This is a genomic window from Paucibacter sp. Y2R2-4, from assembly GCF_025717535.1.
Classification (GTDB): domain Bacteria; phylum Pseudomonadota; class Gammaproteobacteria; order Burkholderiales; family Burkholderiaceae_C; genus Paucibacter_A.
Window position 1 is genome coordinate 623,750 of record NZ_JAJIRO010000004.1, and the last position, 20,968, is coordinate 644,717.

General features: G+C 63.9%; 19 protein-coding genes. 6 read left to right on the forward strand and 13 right to left on the reverse strand.

Going from position 1 to position 20,968, the window contains the following annotated elements:
• The 3 genes from LNV06_RS17870 to LNV06_RS17880 form a co-directional block, all read right to left on the reverse strand.
• Positions 1-603 carry a tRNA-uridine aminocarboxypropyltransferase gene (locus LNV06_RS17870; RefSeq protein WP_263539764.1) on the reverse strand — a complete coding sequence of 201 codons (603 nt, stop codon included), beginning with the start codon at positions 601-603 and terminating at the stop codon, positions 1-3.
• Positions 527-1,192 (reverse strand): hypothetical protein, encoded by a 666-nt coding sequence (locus LNV06_RS17875; RefSeq protein WP_263539649.1) that lies wholly within the window; start codon positions 1,190-1,192, stop codon positions 527-529. Before LNV06_RS17875 ends, LNV06_RS17870 begins: the two co-directional genes overlap by 77 nt.
• 161 nt (positions 1,193-1,353) lie before the next feature.
• Positions 1,354-2,610, reverse strand: coding sequence for a YfiM family lipoprotein (locus tag LNV06_RS17880; RefSeq protein WP_263539650.1), 1,257 nt, complete (start codon positions 2,608-2,610; stop codon positions 1,354-1,356).
• Positions 2,611-2,672: 62 nt separating this feature from the next.
• Between LNV06_RS17880 and LNV06_RS17885 the strand changes: the two genes are divergently transcribed.
• On the forward strand, positions 2,673-5,522 hold the full coding sequence (locus tag LNV06_RS17885) for a DEAD/DEAH box helicase (protein WP_263539651.1): 2,850 nt from the start codon (positions 2,673-2,675) through the stop codon (positions 5,520-5,522).
• Between the two features lie 45 nt (positions 5,523-5,567).
• Here the strand turns inward: LNV06_RS17885 and LNV06_RS17890 are convergent, their stop codons facing one another.
• On the reverse strand, positions 5,568-5,732 hold the full coding sequence (locus LNV06_RS17890; RefSeq protein ID WP_263539652.1) for a hypothetical protein: 165 nt from the start codon (positions 5,730-5,732) through the stop codon (positions 5,568-5,570).
• Between the two features lie 624 nt (positions 5,733-6,356).
• Here LNV06_RS17890 and LNV06_RS17895 point away from each other — a divergent pair.
• From LNV06_RS17895 to LNV06_RS17910, 4 genes are all read left to right on the forward strand, one after another.
• Positions 6,357-6,722 (forward strand): TlpA family protein disulfide reductase, encoded by a 366-nt coding sequence (locus LNV06_RS17895; RefSeq protein ID WP_263539653.1) that lies wholly within the window; start codon positions 6,357-6,359, stop codon positions 6,720-6,722.
• A 64-nt stretch (positions 6,723-6,786) separates the two neighbouring features.
• On the forward strand, positions 6,787-8,181 hold the full coding sequence (locus LNV06_RS17900; protein WP_263539654.1) for a leucyl aminopeptidase family protein: 1,395 nt from the start codon (positions 6,787-6,789) through the stop codon (positions 8,179-8,181).
• Positions 8,182-8,328: 147 nt separating this feature from the next.
• Complete coding sequence (locus tag LNV06_RS17905) at positions 8,329-8,796, forward strand: cache domain-containing protein (protein ID WP_263539655.1); 468 nt, start codon at positions 8,329-8,331, stop codon at positions 8,794-8,796.
• A gap of 42 nt (positions 8,797-8,838) precedes the next feature.
• A complete protein-coding gene (locus LNV06_RS17910) occupies positions 8,839-10,383 on the forward strand; it encodes a methyl-accepting chemotaxis protein (protein WP_263539656.1) in 1,545 nt (514 codons plus the stop codon).
• On the opposite strand, the gene LNV06_RS17915 is transcribed toward LNV06_RS17910, so the two are convergent.
• From LNV06_RS17915 to LNV06_RS17930, 4 genes are read right to left on the reverse strand one after another with little or no spacing between them, the layout of a single operon-like run.
• Positions 10,380-12,026, reverse strand: coding sequence for a GMC family oxidoreductase (locus LNV06_RS17915; protein WP_263539657.1), 1,647 nt, complete (start codon positions 12,024-12,026; stop codon positions 10,380-10,382). The two genes, LNV06_RS17910 and LNV06_RS17915, sit on opposite strands and share 4 nt — an antisense overlap.
• 4 nt (positions 12,027-12,030) lie before the next feature.
• Positions 12,031-12,672 carry a MarC family protein gene (locus LNV06_RS17920; RefSeq protein WP_263539658.1) on the reverse strand — a complete coding sequence of 214 codons (642 nt, stop codon included), beginning with the start codon at positions 12,670-12,672 and terminating at the stop codon, positions 12,031-12,033.
• Positions 12,673-12,719: 47 nt separating this feature from the next.
• Positions 12,720-13,517 carry a helical backbone metal receptor gene (locus LNV06_RS17925; RefSeq protein WP_263539659.1) on the reverse strand — a complete coding sequence of 266 codons (798 nt, stop codon included), beginning with the start codon at positions 13,515-13,517 and terminating at the stop codon, positions 12,720-12,722.
• Positions 13,517-14,437 carry a hypothetical protein gene (locus tag LNV06_RS17930; RefSeq protein WP_263539660.1) on the reverse strand — a complete coding sequence of 307 codons (921 nt, stop codon included), beginning with the start codon at positions 14,435-14,437 and terminating at the stop codon, positions 13,517-13,519. The genes LNV06_RS17925 and LNV06_RS17930 overlap by 1 nt, the downstream gene beginning before the upstream one ends.
• A 275-nt stretch (positions 14,438-14,712) precedes the next feature.
• On the opposite strand from LNV06_RS17930, the gene rbp reads away from it, so the two are divergent.
• Positions 14,713-15,207, forward strand: coding sequence for an RNA-binding regulator (gene rbp / locus LNV06_RS17935; protein ID WP_263539661.1), 495 nt, complete (start codon positions 14,713-14,715; stop codon positions 15,205-15,207).
• Positions 15,208-15,279: 72 nt separating this feature from the next.
• On the opposite strand, the gene LNV06_RS17940 is transcribed toward rbp, so the two are convergent.
• The 5 genes from LNV06_RS17940 to LNV06_RS17960 all read right to left on the reverse strand — a co-directional run bounded on the left by LNV06_RS17940 (position 15,280) and on the right by LNV06_RS17960 (position 20,947).
• The gene (locus LNV06_RS17940) at positions 15,280-17,592 is read right to left on the reverse strand and encodes a carbohydrate binding family 9 domain-containing protein (RefSeq protein WP_263539662.1); all 2,313 of its coding nucleotides are present in this window, start codon (positions 17,590-17,592) and stop codon (positions 15,280-15,282) included.
• Between the two features lie 316 nt (positions 17,593-17,908).
• Positions 17,909-18,682, reverse strand: a complete 774-nt coding sequence (locus tag LNV06_RS17945) for an SDR family oxidoreductase (RefSeq protein WP_263539663.1) — start codon at positions 18,680-18,682, stop codon at positions 17,909-17,911.
• Complete coding sequence (gene lptC / locus LNV06_RS17950) at positions 18,679-19,371, reverse strand: LPS export ABC transporter periplasmic protein LptC (RefSeq protein WP_263539664.1); 693 nt, start codon at positions 19,369-19,371, stop codon at positions 18,679-18,681. The genes LNV06_RS17945 and lptC overlap by 4 nt, the downstream gene beginning before the upstream one ends.
• Positions 19,371-19,958, reverse strand: coding sequence for a KdsC family phosphatase (locus tag LNV06_RS17955; RefSeq protein ID WP_263539665.1), 588 nt, complete (start codon positions 19,956-19,958; stop codon positions 19,371-19,373). Before LNV06_RS17955 ends, lptC begins: the two co-directional genes overlap by 1 nt.
• Positions 19,958-20,947 carry a KpsF/GutQ family sugar-phosphate isomerase gene (locus tag LNV06_RS17960; protein WP_263539666.1) on the reverse strand — a complete coding sequence of 330 codons (990 nt, stop codon included), beginning with the start codon at positions 20,945-20,947 and terminating at the stop codon, positions 19,958-19,960. The genes LNV06_RS17955 and LNV06_RS17960 overlap by 1 nt, the downstream gene beginning before the upstream one ends.
• Positions 20,948-20,968 lie beyond the last annotated feature (21 nt).

A 20,968-nucleotide genomic window follows, 5' to 3' on the forward strand; every position in this document is an offset into this window, starting at 1 on the left:
TCAGCAGGCCGCAGATTTCAGTGCTTGCTGAGCCACAAAGCCCTCGAAGCCGGTGAGCAGTTCATCCAACTGCGGGGAGGGTCCTTCTACCTGCTGCAAGGCCATCACGGCCGCTTCAAGCGTGGACAGCTGACCCGGCAACTGCGCTTTGCGAATGGCGTAGCGCGAGGGCGCCGTCGGGCTGAGCGAGAGGCGCGGCAGCTGCCGCAACAAGGGGTTCAGATGCAGCATCTTGCGGCTCTTGCGCCAGGTGGCGTCCAACAGGACCAAACGGGTGCAGAGCAGGCCGCCCGCCTCAGCAGGCGCAAACAAGGCTGGCGCATCATCGGCTTGCGCATCCGGCGGATAGAGCAAGCAAGTGCCGCCGCCAACCTCCGGCACAGCCAAGAGCCGCGCTAAATGCTCCGGCTCGAACTGTTCGCCCACCCAAACTTGGCAACGATGCAAGGACAGTTGCAAAAGCCGCACCGTGCCCTTGCTGTGATGCTGCTCCAGTGGATGCTGGAGCACCAAGAGCTCGACCCGGTTATCGACCGGTCGGACCCAGGCGCAAATGCAAGCCCTGAGCGGCCTCTGGCATTTCAGACATTGGGCGCGTGTCAGCCCAGCCGCTGTCTTCGCTGTGGTCGTCGCTGCGGTCTTCGTTTCTGAAGGATTCTTCAAGACGGGGCTCATGGGCCTGAATCATGGCACGGCTGTTTGCAGGGCGAATCGTCCCGCCGCCCAGCTTGCGATAGTGCGAGGAGGCCATGAATGCAGCCAAAGCCACGCCCAGCAACAAGGCCACCGTATTCAGCAGCCCCCACAAGGGTGGCTGATTGGCCGCGAACAACAAGACCGGCAAGGGCATCTCCACCGAGCTCTGTTGCTCAGACAGTTTGTACACGCCCCAAAGCAGACAAACAAACCAAGCCAGGCCGAGGCCTAAGAAGAACCAGGCCACCGTCGGACGGCGCCCACGCTTAGGCGAACGCACGGTCAGATAACTCCACAACAAGGCCAGCCCCAGCAGCAGGCTCGCGATCAAGCCGGCCTCGCCCATCACTGCCTGCGTGCTGCCACGGCTGACCAGTGCGTGCGGAAACACCTCGGTCGGCAACCTCACTTCGGCCAAAAGCCAAGCCAAGATCCAGGCGGCCAGGTAAAGCAAGATGCCAGAACACAAAGCCCAAGCTCGTCGGGTGCTGATCATGATGGGAAGGGGCTCCTGCTGCGTTCGCAAATCGTCGCTGCAATTTTCGCCCCGTCACCTTGAACTAGGGGGGTGTCGGGACCCCGGTCTCGGGGGGGCAAAACCGCGCCTGAGGCTCCAGGAGCCCACGCATTCAGGGGGTTCGGCGCTTTCGTAGCCGCTCAGGGCCGGAGCGACAAGGCGTCCAGGCGCGACTCGATGTCTCGCATCATCTGCCGGTAAGCAGGCCCGTCGACGCCGCCATAACGCTTCAAGAACTCGCGCTCACTCAAGAACTCGGGCAAATCAGCGACATTGGGCATGAAGGCCGCTTCCGGCTGGCCTTGGCTCATCAACGCTTGCAAACGCTCTGGCGCCGTCTCCGCAAACAGACCAAAACGGGTGCCGGCACGATCGGCAGCGATGTCGTTGAAACTGAATCCGCTGCCACCGCGTGAATCCGACAACTCCTTGTAGACGCCGATTGCATCGGCCAGCGGCCCGCCCCCTTCTAGCGCCAGCGCCGCAGAGACCAAGAAGTGCAGCGCGAAATCGTCGCGACCATTCAAGGTCACTTGCAATGGCATAGGCCGAATCCAGTTTTGAGCGGCTGGCATGACCCGCGCCCAGCTCTCGCCGACGGCGTACAACGCCAGGGTCAGCACGGCGGCGCGGTTCTCCGCCGCGGCCTGGGTGCCTTGGCCCGCACTGCGCTGCTGCGCCAGGGTGAACATCGGAGGCATCAAGGTCGCGAGCGACACCGCTTGCCCCGCCGGCAAAGTCTGCACCCAGCGTGCCAAATGGTCTTGATAGGCTTGAGCGCGCTGCTGCTCGCCCGCCGGCCAGAGGGAAGAAAGCACCCGCGCCATGCTGTCTTTTTGCCAGCGATAACGCACATGCATCAGTTCAGCGCTGAAACCGATGTGCTCCACCATGTCCACCGGAAGTTGCAACTCAAAGCTGGCGGGCAAAACCTCCAGGCCATGCCGCAGGGCTCGATTGGCGAGCCAGGCTGGCAAAGGCAAATGCCCGACCTGCAGCCGCTTGAAGCTTGGCAGGCCCTGACCCTCCGCCAGATCCGCCTGAACATTGAGCCAGACACTCAGCTGCGGTACGGCCAGACTGGCCTGCACCTGCGCCAGACCGGGGCTCAGTTTCATCTGCAGCGCGCCGCGGCCGTAAACACGGGCCGCCTGGCCGATCAAGAGATTCAAATCCTTTTCGCTGATGTTCAAAATGCGCTGCTCGCCGCCCTCCAGCTTGCGAGGATCGTTGCGCCGCGCAAAGTCCTTGGCCTGCTGGACATCGGCCGGCGCCAGCTCAGCCGCCATTGCCACCAAGGGTGCACGCTGCAGGCTCAAGGCCAGGCAGGCGGCCAGCGCCAGCAGCAGGGCCAAGCCCAGCCCCAGGGTCCAGCGTCCAATCAAAACAAGTCTCATGCCTCGCAGTCTGCCAGCAAAGCATGACTCGACGCCGCTGAACTGACCAGACAATGCGGACCATGTCCGTTGAAACCGCACCGTCAACCCAGCCGCGCATTTGGCCGCCCACCGAGGACGTCTTGTCAAGGCTGTTTGACAAGCACCGCCTGCAACGCGGCCGCTTGCTGCAGGGCCGCATCCAAGACCTGCAAGCAGACGCCCATGGCGCCAGCGCCCGGGTGCAGGGCAGTGGCGAACAGCTGTTCGAATTGGCGCTGCAAGGCCTGACCGGCAGTGATGGCCTGCCGCATTACAGCGCGTTGTGCAGTTGCCGCACCCGGCGTTTTTGCGAGCATGCCGCTGCCGTCATGCTCAAGCTGCAGACCGAGGCCGATGCGCCGCTGCGCGCCCATACCTTGCAGCGCTGGGCCGAGGCCTTGCGCCGCAAGGCCGGGCGCGAGGAATTGAAGGCGCTGCCTCGCTTGCCCGAGGCCGATGCCGCAAAACTGATGGACCTCTTGCTGGACGACGCCGCGCCGGCGCCCGCAGCTTTACCCGAAGCCACGCCAGCCCCAGCGCAAAAGGGGGAAGCCTTGCGCTTTCGCCCTCGCTTGACCCTGCGCACTCTGAGCCGGGGCGACGGACTGCTGGGTTTGGCGCCTGGGGGCAAGTTGGGACCGCGCGGCGATGCCGTCACCATCGCCCTGCTTGACTGGACCTACGCCGATGCCAGCGGCATTTGCTGGACCACCCCGGCTCCACGCACGCTCCTGAACAGCCGCCCTCCCTTGACGCAGGCGCTGGGCACGCGCCTGCTGGCCCGCGACCTGCCTGCCGAGGCCGAGGCACGCGACCAGCTCTGGAGCTCGGGCCTCTTGCCGCTGGACCCTGATTTGCTGCAATGGCGAGCCCCTCACTTGGGCGCCGGGCTGGAGCAGCCCTGGACGCTCTTGCAAGAGGACTTCTTTGCCGAGTTCTGGCTGCAGCGCGTGCCGGAGCTGGAAGCCCAAGGCTGGGCCGTGGTGGCGCAAGCCGGTTTTGCCCACCGTCCGGTGGCGGCCGAGGCCTGGCGCATCCAGATCCAACGCCTGAGCCTGCCGGCGCGCGAAGGCTCTTGGCTGGTGACCTTGGGGGTGGAGATCGAGGGCGAGTCACTGGACTTGGCGCCCATGATTGCCGATCTGCTGCGCCGCGATGGCCGCTGGCTGGACGCGGAGGCCATCGCCGCCATCGACGATGCGGCCATCATCATGCTGCACGCACCCGGCGGGCGCCGCATCGAAGCCCCGGCGGCCACGCTCAAGCCCATCGTGGCGGCCATGGTCGATCTGCTCAGCGACCCGAAGCGCCGCGAGGGCCCGCTGCCGCTGAGTGACTGGGATGTTTGCCGCTTTGATAGTCTGGACACCCGCGCCGGCTGGCAAATCCAGGGCGACGCCGACCTACGCCTGATGGCCCAGCGCCTGCGCGCCGCCGGCTCACCGCGGGCGCAAGCGCAGCCCGCGGGCCTGGGCCTGACGCTGCGGCCCTATCAGCTGGGTGGTTTGGCTTGGCTGCAATACCTGCGCGAGCAGGGCTTGGCCGGCATCTTGGCCGACGATATGGGCCTGGGCAAAACCGCTCAGGCGCTGGCCCATCTGCTGCTGGAGAAACAAGCCGGCCGGCTCGACCGACCGGCGCTGGCGATCTTGCCCACCTCGCTGCTGTTCAACTGGCAGGCCGAGGCCCAACGCATTGCGCCGGATTTGCGGGTCTTGGTGCTGCAGGGGCCCGATCGCGCGCAGCATTTTTCGCAACTGGCCCGCTACGACCTGGTGCTGAGCACTTATCCACTGCTGTGGCGCGATGCGGCCGTCTTGACGGCACAGCCTTGGCATCTCTTGATCCTGGACGAAGCCCAAACAGTCAAGAACGCCGGCAGCCGCGCTGCCGCCGCGGTGCGCAAGCTGCACGCCCGTCATCGCCTCTGCCTGACCGGCACGCCGCTGGAAAACCATCTTGGCGAGCTGTGGGCGCAATTCGACTTTTTGATGCCGGGCTTTTTAGGCGACGCACGCAGCTTCGCCAGGCTCTGGCGCAAACCGATTGAGGAGAACGGCGAGACGCTGCGCGCCCAGTTGCTGCAGCAGCGGGTGCGGCCCTTCATCCTGCGGCGGCGCAAGGAGGAGGTGGCGACCGAGTTGCCGGCCCTCAGCACCGTGACGCGACGGGTGCAGCTCTATGGCCAGCAACGCGATCTCTACGAAAGTGTGCGGGTCGCGGCCGACAAACAGGTACGCCGCGTACTGGAACGACGCGGCTTTGGCGGGGCGCAGGTTTCGGTTTTGGACGCCTTGCTGAAGCTGCGTCAGGTCTGTTGCGACCCCGGTCTGCTCAAAGGCATGGATCTACCGCCGGAAATGGAACGCGCCAAGCTGGAGCTGTTACGCGAAATGCTGCCCGAACTGCTCGCCGAGGGGCGGCGGGTGCTGGTGTTTTCGCAGTTCACCGAGATGCTGGGGCTGATCGAGGATGAGTTGCAGCGCCTGGGTCTGCCCTGGCTGACGCTCAGCGGCGCCACGCCGGTGGCGGCGCGGGCGGAGATCGTGCGACGCTTCCAAGCGCAGGAACTGCCTTTGATGCTGATCAGCCTGAAGGCGGGTGGGGTGGGCTTGAACCTGACGGCGGCCGACACGGTGATCCATGTCGACCCCTGGTGGAACCCGGCCGTGGAGGCCCAAGCCAGCGCGCGGGCGCACCGCATCGGCCAGGACAAGCCTGTGTTTGTCTACAAACTGGTGGTGGCCGGCAGCATCGAGGAACGGATGCTGGAGTTGCAAGCGCGCAAACTGGCGCTGGCGGAAGGAGTTTTGGGCAGTGACGCGGCGGATGCCAGCAAGTTCAGCGCACAAGACTTAGATCTGCTCTTGGCGCCGCTGGCAAGCGCTTAGCTTGCGGCAGCGGCTCCAAGGATGCACCACTAAGGTGCAAAAACATCAACGCTTGCGGTCGAAGCGGATGGCGCGAGCCAAGCTGCGGCGGTCGCTGCCGAAATTGCCGGCCTCAAAAGCTTCGTGCTTACGACCCTTGTTGTCGGCCTGCCACTCGGGGCAAGGCATGCGACGGGGCTGGGGTTCGGAAGAATGCTGCTGCGTTTTCATGGCTGTATCTGGCCTCGGTTACTACGACGGGGAGATTCCAACAATCCCGCTCCGTTTGCAGTGACAACGCAGGCTGTTTCAGCCCGGTTGACAAGGCAGCAAACTTTTTTCATGGAGATGGGTCCACTTGCTTGTCGCTGCGGCCTGCCGTTTGCGGTCTTTAATGTTCCTCTTGCCGAAGCCATCGGGGGCACGGTTCCGCTCATGTCCTCCGGCTCTGGCTGCGCCAGAGCCTCCCCCTTTACTTCGCTTCACCGTACCCCCGCCGCCCTCGGCGACTGTTCTTGCGCAACGACCAATCCTGCGGGAGCAGGACGGCTGGGCGCTCTGAACCGCGAGGTAAAGGAGGAGACCCGGGCGCAAGCCCGGGGCGGGGGACTGAGCTCGGACTCAAGGCGTCCTGAGGACGGCTTGAGCCTAGCGAAGGGCTGGTCCGCTGGACCAGACAGGAGCGGAATTACGCCCCCGACGGCGCTTGGCACCCGCTCACCGGCGAAGCTCAGCAAACTGCTAGCTCTGACCGCCCGCCATAAAGAAGTTGCAAAGGCCAGCATCACCGAGCCGCGTCGCCTGTTTGCAACGAGCAGCGGCGAAGGACCGCGCTTCGTGGCTATGCTTGGCAGCATGAGCATTCCGACCGACGCCCACCAGCGCCACGCGCACACCACCCTGGTGGCCTGCTTGTGTGCGGCTTGGTGCCGCACTTGTGACGCCTACCATGAGGTGATGGCGGACCTGCGGGCGCAGTTTCCTGATTACCGCTTCATCTGGGTCGATATTGAAGACGACGAAGAACTGGTCGGCGAGCTGGAGGTGGAGACCTTTCCGACCCTGCTGATCGGCGTGGGCGAGCAGCTGCGCTTCATTGGGCCGGTGACACCGCAGCTGAGCACCGCGCAGCGCATGATCAGCTCGGCGGTTGAGGCGCCCATGAGCCCAGCCAACCCCTCGGCCCAGGCCCTGCTGGTGAGATTGCAAAGCAGCTGCTGAAGGTTTGGCGCGCCAGCGTGGACAATTGCGGCTTCACAAAAGCCGCCAGCGAGACCAACGCGCCATGACAGTTCAACTCAAGAACGCCGCTTCCAAAGACAGCATCGCCATCACCGTGGTGGACCGGAACAGCTTTTCGGCCCTCGCGGCCAACTTGCCTACACCGACCCGCCATTGGCTGGCCACCTTGGGCTTCAACGGCGCGCCGGACAGCCATGCACTGATCCCCGGCCCGGACGGCAAGCTCGGCCAAGTATTTGCGGGCGTGGCCCATGCGGCCGATCCCTTTGCCTTGTCGGCCCTGCCGCAAGCCTTGCCTGAGGGGCGCTATCACCTGAGCGACGACGGACTGCAGCTGCAGCATGAACAAGCGGCCCTGTCCTGGGAACTCGGCGCCTATCAGTTCGATTTGTACAAAGCGCGCCGCCGCGCGCCGGCCGAGTTGCTGCTGCCTGCAAGCGGTGACGCACAGCGCGGGCTGGCCTTCGCCACCGCCATGTGCGCCACTCGCGACCTTGTCAACACGCCGGCCGAACATATGGGCCCGGAAGAACTGGCCAAAGCCGCTCAGCTGATTGCCAAACAACATGGCGCGCGCTTCAAACAAATCGTCGGCGACGATCTGCTGAAACAGAACTTCCCGGCCATCCATGCGGTGGGCCGCGCCTCCACACGTGCGCCGCGCCTGATCGAGCTGAATTGGGGCAAGGCCGACGCGCCGCTGCTGAGCATCGTCGGCAAGGGTGTCTGCTTCGACACCGGTGGCCTCGACATCAAGGGCGCCGAAGGCATGCGCCAAATGAAGAAAGACATGGGCGGCGCCGCCAATGCCCTGGGCCTGGCCGCGCTGGTCATGGCTTTCAAGCTGCCGGTGCGCTTGCAAGTGCTGATTCCGGCGGTTGAAAACGCTATCTCGGGGAACGCCTACCGCCCCGGCGATGTGATCAAGACCCGCAAGGGCCTGCACATCGAAATCGGCAATACCGATGCCGAAGGCCGCGTGGTGCTCAGCGATGCCTTGGCCTATGCCTCTGAGGGCAAGCCGGCCCTGATCATCGACCTGGCCACGCTGACCGGTGCCGCTCGCGTAGCCTTGGGCGCGCATCTGCCGGCCCTGTTCAGCAAGCACTTTGACACCGCCCGCGATCTGATGGACTTGGGGCTGAAGCTGGACGACCCGATGTGGCATATGCCGCTGTGGGCGCCGTACAAAGAGAACATCGCCAGCTCGATTGGCGACATCGTCAACACCGGCCGCACGGCCCTGGGCGGCGCCATCACGGCGGCCTTGTTCCTCGAATACTTTGTGCCCGAACACCAGGACTGGCTGCACATCGACCTGTTCGCCTGGAACGACAGCGCCCGCCCTGGCCGTCCGGTGGGTGGCGAGGCTCAGACCATCCGCACCCTGCTGGCCTATCTGGAGCAGCGCTTCCCGGCTGTCACCAAAGCTGCCTGATCCGGCTACGGATTTTTCACCTCAATTTGTAGGCATGGGGGCCGAAAAACGCTAAGGTGCTGTTTCATCAGCACTTGGCGTTTCTTTCCCTCAGTCGCGCAGGCGCCTGCTCCGCGAGGCCCCCTTTAGACCTACAAAGGAATTGAGATGAACAAAAAGACTGGCTTGACCCTGGCCCTAGCACTGGCCTTGAGCGGTATCACGGCCTTGAACGCGCGGGCTGCCGAAGGCGGCGCCACTGAAGAACAGGCAGTGGCCATGGTCAAAAAAGGCGTGGCCTTCATGAAGGCCAATGGCAAGGACAAAGGCTACGCCGAGATCTCCAACAAAGCCGGGCAGTTCATCTTTCAAGACCTGTACTTGGTAGCCTACGGCCTCGACGGCACGGTGCGTGCCCATGGCGCCAATATCAAGATGGTCGGCAAGAACTTGATCGACCTCAAGGATGTGGACGGCAAGGCCTTCGTCAAAGAGCGTGTGGAAATGGCTGCCAGCAAAGGCAGCTTCTGGCAGGACTACAAGTTCACCAACCCCGAAAACAAGAAGATCGAACCGAAGCGCATGTATTGCGAAAAATACGAGGACATGGCCATCTGCGGCGGCATCTACAAGTGAGTTTCTAGCGGGCCAAAGACGTCCGCACTCAGGGAGAGACGCATGAAACTTGCTTACAAGCTTGTCGCCGCCCCGGCTTTGACCGCGCTGGTCGTGTTCACCGCCGGCCAAGTCAATGGCTGGATTCAAAGCCGCGCCACCGAGGCCAACCGGGCCACGTTGGATGCCCAGCTGAACGACTATCGAACCCTGTCCAGCGCGCAAGAGCGGCTGGCACAAATCCACACCGGTGTGTATCGCACCGTGTCCTTGATTGCCTCGCTGGACGATGCCCAGGTCAAGACCTTTCGGTCCGATCTGGTACGCCAACTCGACAGCGTTCAACAAGTCGCCGCCAAACTGGGGCAAGCCCGAAGCGCCGATGCGAACGACAGCCAAATCACCACCTCGCTGAACGCGCTCAAGCAGGGCATGGCCAAGTATCAGAAGCAGGCCGACGAGGCCATCGATCTGTCTTCGGTCGATCCCAACACCGGCATCGCGGCCATGCAAAGTGCAGATAGCACCTTTGCCACCGTGACCGAAACCATGCGCGACATGGTCAAGCATGTGGAAGCAGGCTCGGCCGAATCGGTAAGCGCCGCGGATCGCCGCTCGGAGCAGCTGAGCTGGCTGATGGCTGCTGTGGCCCTGGTGTGCGCCAGCGCTGCGGTGGGCTTGTCTTGGATGATGTTGCGCAATGTGGCCCAAGAGCTGGCGCGCGCAGCCGGCATCGCCGCGCAAGTGGCGGGCGGCAATCTGGCCATCGCGGCCCACAGCGAGCGTCAGGATGAGGTCGGTGATTTGGTGCGCTCGCTCGGCGCCATGAGCGAACAATTGGGTAACTCGATGCGCACCGTGATGAGCGCTTCCGACTCGATCCGTCATGCCAGCACCGAAATCGCCACCGGCAATCAAGACCTGAGCCTGCGCACCGAGCAAACCGCGGCCAATCTGGAAGAGGCTGCGTCCTCGATGGAGCAGCTAACAGCGGGCGTCAAGCAGGCGGCCGAGTCGGCCCGCGAGGCGAATCGTCTGGCTTCATCGGCGGCGCAGGTCGCGGCGCGCGGCGGTGCGGTGGTGGCGCAAGTGGTCTCAACGATGGAAGACATCAACACCAGCTCCCGAAAGATCGGCGACATCATCGGCGTGATCGACAGCATTGCCTTTCAAACCAATATCCTGGCCTTGAACGCTGCCGTCGAAGCCGCCCGGGCGGGTGAGCAAGGGCGTGGTTTTGCCGTCGTCGCCAGCGAAGTGCGCTCTTTGGCCCAGCGCAGCGCCTTGGCGGCCCGCGAGATCAAAACCATGATCAATGCCTCGGTCGAGAAGGTCGAGGGCGGCTCGCGCCTGGTAGCCGACGCCGGCTTGACGATGAACGAGATCGTGAGCAGCGTGCAGCATGTCTCCGACATCATCGAAGAAATCTCGCGCGCGGCACATGAGCAGTCCGACGGCATCGGCAATGTCAACGCCTCGGTGGCCCAACTCGATCAAATGACCCAGCAGAACGCGGCCCTGGTGGAGCAGTCCGCCGCTTCGGCCGAAAGCGTCAAAGAGCAAGCCGTCAAGCTCGCCGAGGTGGTGCACGCTTTCAAGCTGAGTTAGTTGGACTCGGCCCGAATCCAGGCGGCCGCCTTTTCCGCAATCATCAGCGTTGGCGAATTGGTGTTGCCGCTGGTGATGGTCGGCATGACGCTGGCGTCCACAACGCGCAAACCGACCACGCCGCGCACCCGCAAGCGGCTGTCAACCACCGCCATTTCATCCGTCTCCCGGCCCATCTTGCAGGTCCCGACCGGATGGAAGATGGTGGTGGCGATATCGCCGGCGAGACGCCGCAAGTCCGTCTCGCTTTGGAACTGCAGGCCGGGTTTGTATTCCTGCGGCTGAAAGGCCGCCAGGGCCGGCTGCGCGACGATCTGCCGGGTCAGGCGCAGGCTGGCAGCGGCCACTTGCAGGTCTGCCTCGGTGCTGAGGTAGTTGGGCGCGATCAGCGGCGCTTGTGCGGGGTCGGCGGAGCGAATCTGCACGCTGCCACGGCTGCTGGGGTTCAGATTGCAAACACTGGCCGTGATGGCGTTGAAGGCGTGCAAGGGCTCGCCGAAGGCGTCCAAAGACAACGGCTGCACGTGGTATTCGAGATCAGGCCAGGTTTTGTCCGGGCTGCTGCGCGTGAAGGCACCCAGCTGCGAAGGCGCCATGCTCATCGGGCCGCTGCGCTTGAGCGCATATTCCAAGCCAATCAGCGCTTTGCCCCAGAGACTGGCCGCACGGGTGTTCAAGGTCGGCGTGCCTTGTACCTTGAAGACGCTGCGGATCTGCAGATGATCTTGAAGGTTAGCGCCCACGCCCGGCAAAGCTTGCTGAAGCTCGATGCCATGGCTTTGCAAGAGCGGCGCCGGCCCTAGACCTGAGAGCTGCAAGATCTGCGGCGAGCCAATGGCTCCGGCGGCCAAGAGCAACTCGCCCCCCGGATTGAGCTGAACTTTTTCTAGGCCTCGAGGCGTATGGACCTCGGCGCCCGTGCAGCGCAAGTGGCCGTCCTCACGCGCGAGCAAGAGGCGCCGCACGGTCGCACCGGTCCAGAGCTCAAAGTTAGGCCGCCCATAGCAAAGGGGGCGCAGAAAAGCCTTGGCCGTGTTCCAGCGCCAGCCGCGGCGCTGATTGACCTCAAAGTAGCCCACGCCCTCGTTGCTGCCGGCGTTGAAGTCATCAGTGGCCGGAATGCCGGCCTGCTCAGCGGCGCGGGCAAAGGCGTCCAGCACCTCCCAGCGCAGGCGCTGGCGCTCTACCCGCCATTCGCCGCCATGGCCATGCGTGGCACGGAAAGCCTCAGACGCAGCGCCGGGCGCATCCAAGCGCCAGTGGTTCTCATGCTGCTTGAAGAAGGGCAGGCACTCGTCCCAGCGCCAGGCGGGGTCAGATGTTGCCTCAGCCCACTGGTCGTAGTCGCGCGATTGGCCGCGCATATAGATCATGCCGTTGATGCTGGAGCATCCGCCCAAAACCTTGCCGCGTGGGTAACGGAGCTGGCGGCCGTTTAAGCCGGCTTCGGCCTCGGTCTGAAACATCCAGTCGGTGCGCGGGTTGCCGATGCAATGCAAATAGCCCACCGGCACATGAATCCACAGATAGTCATCACGCCCGCCGGCTTCCAGCAAAAGCACCCGCTTGCTCGGGTCGGCCGACAAGCGGTTCGCCAACAGGCAACCCGCCGTGCCGGCACCGACGATGATGAAATCGAACACGGGTTCAGTTGCCGATGTGCGAAGCCAGCACCGGGAAGAGTTTGATCAAGCCGTCTGCCAACAATTCCACCGCCAGCGCCGCCAGGATCAAGCCCATCAAGCGGGTCATGATGTTGATGCCGGTCTGGCCCAGCGCGCGGGCGATGCGCCCGGCCATGGAAAACACCGCAAAAGTCACCAGGCCCACCACCACGCCATAGCCCACCAGCACGGCCAACTCCCACCAGTGGCGGGTCTTGTCGGCGTAAATCACCATGGTCGAGATGGTGGCCGGGCCGGTCAGCAGCGGGATGGTCAACGGCACCACCGCGATGCTGGCGCCGGCGCTGGCTTTGTCGACGCCCTCGGACAAATCTTCCTTGCGGGACTCGGCCGGTTGGGCGTTCAGCATCTGGATGGAGCTGATCAGCAGCAGCGTGCCGCCGCCCACCTGGAAGGAGGCCAGCGAGATGCCAAAGAATTCAATCACCTTCAAACCCAGAATGGAGCTGACCGCGATGACCACAAAGGCTGTGAAGGCGCTCACCCGTATCGTGTGCTTGCGCTCAGCCCGCGACAGTCCGCTGGTGAAGTGAATGAAAAAAGGCACGACTCCCACCGGGTTGACGATGGCGAGCAGGGCGACCAGAGGCTTGTAGATGTCCATGCCCGCCATTGTGCGGTGACGAGGCTGCCGCGTCGCTCGGGTTGCTACTAGCTTGAGGCTGAAGTCGTCACGGCCAGCGCACGCAAATAGTCCAAACCCCGCGCCGCGCGTGGGCCGTACCAGCTGAGCAACTCACCATCCACCAATTCAACCTTGGCCTGCGGGCACAAAGCCTGCGCCACCGGCAGGTGCTGCGCCTCGAAGCGATAAGGTTCGGAGCTGAGCAGCACCCGGTCGATCTGAGCCAGCCAGGCTTCATCGCCACGCAGTATTGGATAACGTGCCGCACCCGATTCGCCGCCCCAAGTTTCCGGCCAGCTTTGCCAGCCGACTTCGGCCAACATGCGGGCGATATAGGTGTCGCGCGCCACGGTCATCCAAGGCTCGCGCCAAATCAGGTACAGCACGCGCTGCGCCGGCCAGTTGGTCGCACGACAGGCTTGCAAGGCCGCGTTCAACTCAGCACTCAATTGCTCACAGCGCTGCGCCACGCCAGCCACCGAGGCAAAAGCCTCTTTCATATGCGCCAGCAAGGCGAGGTTGTCTTCCGGCGACTGCGGATGCGTGACCAAGACCTCGGGCACAAACTCGCGCAAGGCCTCAAAAGTCTCGCGCCGGTTTTCGTCCACATTGACGATCACATGGCTGGGCGCCAGGCGCCGCAGCTTGGCAAGATTCACATCTTTAGTGCCGCCCACCTTGGGAATCGCCGCCACTTCTGCAGCCGGGTGGATGCAAAAGCCGGTGCGCGCCACCAGATAAGGCCCCAAGCCCAAGGCCAGCAATAACTCGGTGATGCTGGGCACCAAGCTGGCGATGCGCAAGTCGCTGGGGCCTGTCTTCATCAAAGCGCCGCGTCTTCAGACACGGCATCCTGCAAGGCCAGAAAGACGGCGCAGCAAGCGCGCAGATAGACCAGCGTGGGCAAAACCAGGGCCACAGCAAAGACCACACCGCCGCCCACCAAGGCCGCCATGCCCAGCGGTGTGGCCGCCACCGGCGCACCGGCCGCACCCAGGCTGCGCAGGCCGTAGCCGAACAAACCCGCCATCAATTGCTGGGCCGGCACATCGATGCCCACCGCCCAGACCATCAGAAAAGCCATCACCCGACCGCCGCTGAGCACGACGAAGCTGACGGCCGCGCTGACCAAGCCGGTGACCAAGAAAACCGCCGCCATCAAGCCCGCGGCTTCCAAGGGCCCGTAGCGCCATTGCTGCCAGAGCAGGCGCAGCGTGCTCTTGACCGTCTGCCCCGCCCAGAGGGACGGCCCCGTCAAAGGCCCAACCAGCAAGGCAATGCCGAAAGCAATCACCCCCAGCAAGATCACACCGATCGGCACCAAGACCGCAAACAAAGGCGCGCCGATCCAGGGCAGCTTGACGGCCCAGAGCAGGCCCAACAAAACGCCCAAGACCAGCAAGCCTGCCGACAACACAGCCGCCACGCACAGCAGCACTCGCGGCGCGACGCGCAGAGAGTCATAAAACGCATCGACCAGGTCGCGCACCGGACGCCCGCGCGCTTGATCCATCAGGAGCAGGCCGGTGGTATTCACACCCAGGAAGGCCAGCACCAAACCTGCAGCGACCCAGATCACACCCCAGGTGCTGTCGCCTTTGGCCAAGGCCGACTCGGCCGAAGCCAGCATCAGACCCGCCAGACAAAAAGCACTGAGCAGTGCATACAAAGCCTGGCCGTTGCGCGGCGCATCCAGGCTGGCGAGCACGCGATTGAGCGCGTGAAGAGAGAGTTTGTGGGCCATGGCGGCCATCATAGCCAGCGGCAGTTGGCGAATTTCCAGGGCAAATTCAAGCCTCACCGGCCATTTGCGCGCCGCCGCGGACGCCTATCGCACGTTTGGAGCGCTAGGGTTTTTTCTATCTGCTAAAAAACAACATTTATCCCCCTTGCGGTGGGCGAGGCTAGACCCATCGCCCATAATCGTTTACCTGTGTATGGAAGCCGCACCTTCGCTTGAATGGTTCAGGATGGGTTGAAGCTCCACATGGTTTTTTTGGTATTTGAAAGGGCTTCCCCATGGGAAACAAGCTTTACGTCGGCAATCTTGCCTATAGCGTGCGCGACGAATCGCTGCATGAAGCGTTCTCGCAATTCGGTCAAGTGACCTCTGCAAAGGTCATGATGGACCGTGACACTGGCCGTTCCAAGGGCTTCGGCTTTGTGGAAATGGGCTCTGATGCGGAAGCACAGACAGCCATCAACGGCATGAACGGCCAAGACCTCGACGGTCGCGCCATCGTGGTGAACGAGGCTCGTCCTCGTGAAGAGCGTCCAGGCGGCTTCGGCGGCGGTGGCCGTTCGGGTGGCGGCGGCTTCGGCGGCGGCCGTTCGGGTGGCGGCGGCTACGGCGGCGGCGGCGGTGGTGGTGGCGGCTACGGTGGTGGCGGCGGCGGTTACGGCGGCGGCGCTGGTGGTGGCCGTTCCGGTGGCGGCGGCTACGGTGGCGGCGGTGGCCGTTCCGGTGGCGGCGGCTTCGGCGGCGGCGGCCGTTCGGGTGGCGGCGGCTATTAATCAGCCCTCCCTCGCACAGCGATAAAAAGGCGCCCTCGGGCGCCTTTTTTCATGCGCGCCTCAGTTCGAGGCTCAAGGCTGGAAGGCCAGGCTGAGCTTGGCGAACAACTCGGTATTGCGGCGATCGGCTGGCCGCTCACGCGCCGAAACCAAGCCCAGACTCAGCATCCGAGACAAGCCGATGCGGTGCTGAAACACCAGCGACAAGTGGCTCGAGCTGTCCTCAGCGCCCAGCAAGCTCGGCTCCTCATGGCGCTGATACCAAGTACCTTGGGCAATGGCACGCAGCGAGTCCTGCGCGCTGAGATGCAAGACCGCCAGGGTCTGCGCATTGCGCTCGGTGAAGCTGCGGCCGCCACCGGGCCGGTCCACATAACTCTGCCCCAGTTGCTGCTCCAGCTCCAGCCACCAGCCCAACAGCAAGGGGCTGCGCAGCTTGGCCTGCAACAGCAAGCTGGCGCCACGCCCCAGCCTGTCCGCCTCCACATCCAGCCGCTGGCCCCAACTCAACTCGGCAGAAACGAAGGTCAACCAGGCGTTTGGATTGGACTCAAGGCCCAGGTTCAAGGTGCGCGGCGCATGCAAGCGCCCGCCAGTCTTGGCGCGCTGTTGGTCCAGACCCAAATAGCCCCAAGCACCGCTATTGCGGGCCGCTGCTAACCAAAAACCTGGATGGACTTGACGCTCGATCAGCTCGCCGCCCAGCACGCCCAAGGGCGCATCCGCCAGCGTCTGCGACTGCGTCATATGAAGCTGCAACTCCAGCTCATGCGCCTGAAAACGAGACCATTCGCCCAGCGGCGCCAAGCTCTGGGAGGGCAGCCTGCGGTGCACATTCATACCGATCCGCCGAAACCCTGACTGGCTGACAAAGCCGTTGTCATTGGCAAAGCGCGGCGCCACCTCTTCAAGCTGGGCGGTGTTGTTCCAGTCCTCGGTACGGTGGCGCCATTCCAACCAGAACTTGTGACCGGACTCCGCCTGAATCCGCTGAGCCTGGCCGTTTGCATCAAAGCCTGCCGTGGTACTGGAGGCCAACACATGTCCACGCAGCAAATCACTACTGCCCACAGGCAGCGCAAAGTCGCTGCCGATGACTTGATTGATGCCGTCGCGACCATAGTCGCGTTGCGAGGCCAGCAAGGCCAAGCCCAAAGCTTGCTCACCCACGTTGAGCTGCATACGGCCACGCGCAAAGCTGGCTTGGGAGCGCCCCTGCTGCGCATAGCTTTGCGTCGCATAGGCACTCGGCCGTCGAATCTGGCCACCGCCCACATCACGCAAGCTCAGCAAGGTCGCCTCGGCCTCGGCGCCACGCCAAGTCGCCCGCAAACCCCAGTCGGGGTCGGTGATGGCACGCGAGTAAAAAGCCGCCAGGCTTTGCTGCTGCTCGTTCTGCTCCGATTGGCTTTGCCCGACCACATCGGTGCTTTCCAAGAAGAAGGCACGCTTCTCTTGCACGCTGAGTGCGAAGCGGGTGTTGCCGGCCAGCTGAGGTGTGTCCAGCTCCACTTGAGAGAAGTCCGGATTCAGCGTCGCATCGATCACCCAATCGGCACGTGGCCGCCACTTCATCTCCAGCCCCAGGGAGAGCTCGCGCTTGCGGCTTGAACCCGCTGGATCCGACTCGCGCTCGCTGCGAAAGGTCAACTCAGGACGCAGGCTCAAGAACGAACGCTCACGCACCTGTTCCACCAAACCACCCAGCCCCTCCAAGGGCTGCAACTCAGCAATGAAGCTGAGCGCCTCCTTGGTCAAAGGCGCGCTTACCACCAGGGTGCTGGCCTCACGCGGCATGCTGCGCGTCACCATCAAACGCCAGGGCACGCCATCGGCATAGGGAAAGCGCAAGGCCGCCAAGGGCCAGCGCAGTTCGACGCTGTAGCCGTCGGGCAATCTTTGCACGGCGGCCTGCAGATCGAAGTCAGGCGCAAAGTCCTCGCTGTCGTCGTCGGCGCTGAACACGCCATCCGCCAGCACACCGGCCGCGCTGATACGCACAAACTGCGCCGAGCGCCGCTGGCCCACCGGGTCCAGCACCACCGAAACAAAGTCCTGATCACGCCGGACCTTGTCGCGCCGTGACAAGGGCGCGCGGATCAACTCCGGCGCCGGGTCATAAGCGCGGATGCCGAACACCAGCGCATCGTCCAGCACCAAGACCTGCACCGTGGTGCGCATCGGTGCGGGGCGCTTGTCTTCAGGCAGGAACTGTACGAACTGGTCAAACAGCGGCGCGCGCTGCCAGACCGCTTCATCGAGCTTGCCGTCGACTTGCGGCAAAACTTCGCCCGGTTTCAGGCGCAAAGCCTCGATGCCGGCCTGCGCCTCGCAAGGCAGCCAACAGCCCCAAGCCAGGGCCAGAGCAAAAACAATCGATTTCATGAGAGCAAAAAAGGAGGCAGGCAGCCCCTCCACGCTCGCTTGCACAAACACGAGGGGACGGGGTGTGCTGATCAAACCATCAAGCCCGATGCGCCCGCGCCTTCAAGGCACAAAGCAACAGGGGGGCCACAGAGGCCATAGGGGCCAAAAGAGACCATTCGATGCACGAACGCGCGGTTCGGCCATCGAAGCTGGCCCTTAGCAGGGGTGAAGTACCTTGATCATGTTGACCTCCTTGGCCGACGCAGCAGCGGTCGGCGAGTTTCGCGGCCGCAGTGTAGCCCAAGCCGGGGCGCGCATCCAAGCGCCCCGCGTCTTACTGGCTTTGCCTATGCTTGCGCGGGCGCCCGACCAAGAGCCGATCAAACAATGCATTCGGCAGCAAGCGCAAAAGCCTGGCCACCACGCCCATCTGCCAGGGGATGACGCGGAAGCTAACGCCGGCCGTGATGGCCTGAAAAGCCCGCTCGGCAAAGTCCTGCGGGCGCATCAAGAAAGGCATGCGATAGCGGTTCTCACGGGTCAAGGGCGTGTCGATATAACCCGGCGCAATCGTCACCACTTTGACGCCGTATGGTCGGCATTCGCCGCGCAGGCTCTCGCAATAGCTGATCACCGCCGCCTTGCTGGAGCAATAAGCGGCGTGGCCCGGTAGGCCGCGAATGCCGGCCACACTGGCGATGCCCACCAAGGCGCCGCTGCCGCGCGTCTGCATCGGCGTGATGAAGGGCTGGAAGGTCGCCGCCATGCCCAGATTGTTGGTGGCGTACACGCGCTGCATCACGTCTAGGTCTTCGCGAATCGCGCTGTCGATGCCGATGCTGATGCCGGCGTTGGCGATCACCACCTCGGGCAGGCCTTGTGCGGCCATGCACTCACGCCCGGCCGCCGTGATCTGCTCCATATCACTGACATCGGCCGCGTAGACGCGGTAACGATCGGCGCTCAAGCCCTCGGCTTCGGCCCAAGTCTGCAACTCGGCCGGGCGTCTCGCCACCAAGGCCAAGCGCCAGCCGGCGCGGTAGTACTGCAGCGCCAGGGCCTGGCCGATGCCGCTAGAAGCGCCCGTTAGGAAAACCAGGCCACTCATGGCCGAGCCCCCTTGCTGGCCGGCGGAGGATCAAAGCGCGCTTGGCTGCGGCCGCTAAAAGTGAGCTGAGCCGTCAGACGATTGAACTCAAAGTTCTGCACCTGCATTTCTCCCCCCGCATGGCTGAGCCGCACCGGCAAATGCGAGCGCAAGATCTCGGTGTTCGCAAAGGCTTGCAGAAAATCACCGCGCACCTCCAGCTTAGGCGCCGACTGCAAGCCGCCGCCCGAGGCATTCATCTCATAACGCTGCACATGAACGTCACCCAGCAATTGGATTTCACTGGCATCGCCATTGCTGATGGCTCGATTGGCCGTGGCCACGATCAAGCCGCCATCGCTGCCATAGCTGCGCAGACGAATGCCCTCGATCTCCAAGGTGTCGGTGTCGGGATAGTGGCGCAGCTCGCTGCCAGCGATATAGGCACGCATCTGCCCATCGCTGCCAATGCGCTGCAGGTCAAAGCCGCTCATGTGATAGTCAGGCTCGTGGCGCGGCACCCGCACTTCAGCCTCGCCTTCCGGTTTGGGCGAGTTCTTCACCAACCACCAAGTTCCGGCGGCCAACAAGGCCATGCACAACAGCGGCAGATAGGCGAACAGCGCCGACTGCAAGTGCCACACCCAGGGCTGCACCGGGCGGCCGCCCGAGGCGGGCAAGGGCGGCGCAAGCGGCGCCCGTTTCGGCATCAGCGAACGCCTCCGTCGAGCGTATCGAGATGGCCGTTCAAGAGCGCGGCGTAACGACCGCAAGCCTGCAGCATCAGGTCACAGCACTCACGCGCCGCGCCATGGCCGCCGGCCGCCTGGGTGATGTAGTGCGCCACCGCCTTGACCTCGGCATGCGCCTGAGCCGGCGCACAGGCAAAACCGGCGCGGGTCATCAGGGGCAGATCGGGCCAATCGTCGCCCATCGCCGCCACCTCGGACCATTGCAGGCCCAACTGGTCCAACAAGGGCTGGGCCACAGCGTACTTGTCTTTGGCGCCATAGACCGCATGACGCAGGCCCAGATCGGCCACCCGGCGCCGCACCGCGGGCGAGTCTCGCCCGGTGATGATGATGGGCGTGATACCGCCCTGGTCCAACAGCTTCAAACCATGGCCGTCGAGCGTCGAGAAAGCCTTGAAGCTCTCGCCCTGCTCACCGATGTAGATGCGGCCATCGGTCAGCACGCCGTCCACATCAAAAATAGCCGCCTTCAGGCCCAAGGCACCGCCTTGCGCCAGCAGCAAAACCTCGGGCGCAAATCTCAAAGCCGTTTGAATGCTCATCATCAAATGACCTTTGCGCGCATCAAATCATTGATGGTGATGGCGCCGAGCAAATGCCGCTCGGCATCGACCACCAAGACTACGGTGATGCGGGCGGCTTCCATCAAGTCGGCCGCATCAACCGCCAGCGCATCGGCCGAGACGGTCCGCGGATTCTTTGAGGCCACATCGGCCGCGCTGAGGCTGCGCAAGTCCTGACCCCGCTCGACCAGACGGCGCAAATCACCATCGGTGAAGATACCGGCAACCCGGTCCTGGGCATCGACCACGATGGCCACACCCAGCGCCTTGGCCGACATCTCGCGCATCATCTCGGTGAAGGGCGTGTCGGCCTCCACGCGAGGCAAATCATCACCGGCGCGCATCAAATCGCGCACATGGGTCAGCAGCTTGCGGCCCAGGGCACCGCCGGGGTGGGAGCGCGCAAAGTCTTCGGGCTTGAAGCCGCGCGCATCCAGCAGGGCCACGGCCAGCGCATCACCCAGCGCCATCTGTGCGGTGGTGCTGGCGGTGGGCGCCAGATTCAAGGGGCAGGCTTCCTCGGCCACGGCGCTGTCCAGCACGATGGTGGCATGACGGGCCAGGCTCGATTCAGCACGGCCTGTCATCGCCACGATGGTGACGCCCAAGCGCTTGAGCACCGGCAGCACGACGTTCAATTCATCGCTCTCGCCCGAGTTCGACAGCGCCAGCACCACGTCCTTGGAGGTCACCATGCCCAGATCGCCATGGCTGGCTTCACCCGGATGCACAAACAAAGCCGGGGTGCCGGTCGACGCCAGGGTGGCCACGATCTTGCGCCCCACATGGCCGCTCTTGCCCATGCCCATCACCGCGACCCGGCCGCTGCAGTTCAAGACCGCTTGCACCGCTTGCGCAAAGGCGTCGCCCAGGCGGGGGCCAAGATCGCTCAGGGCTTGCGCCTCGATGGCCAGCGCCTTGCGTGCAGCGGAGACCGCGCGCGCGGCGTCAAATGTGGGAGCTTGCGTCATGGTGGGAAGTATATCGAGGGG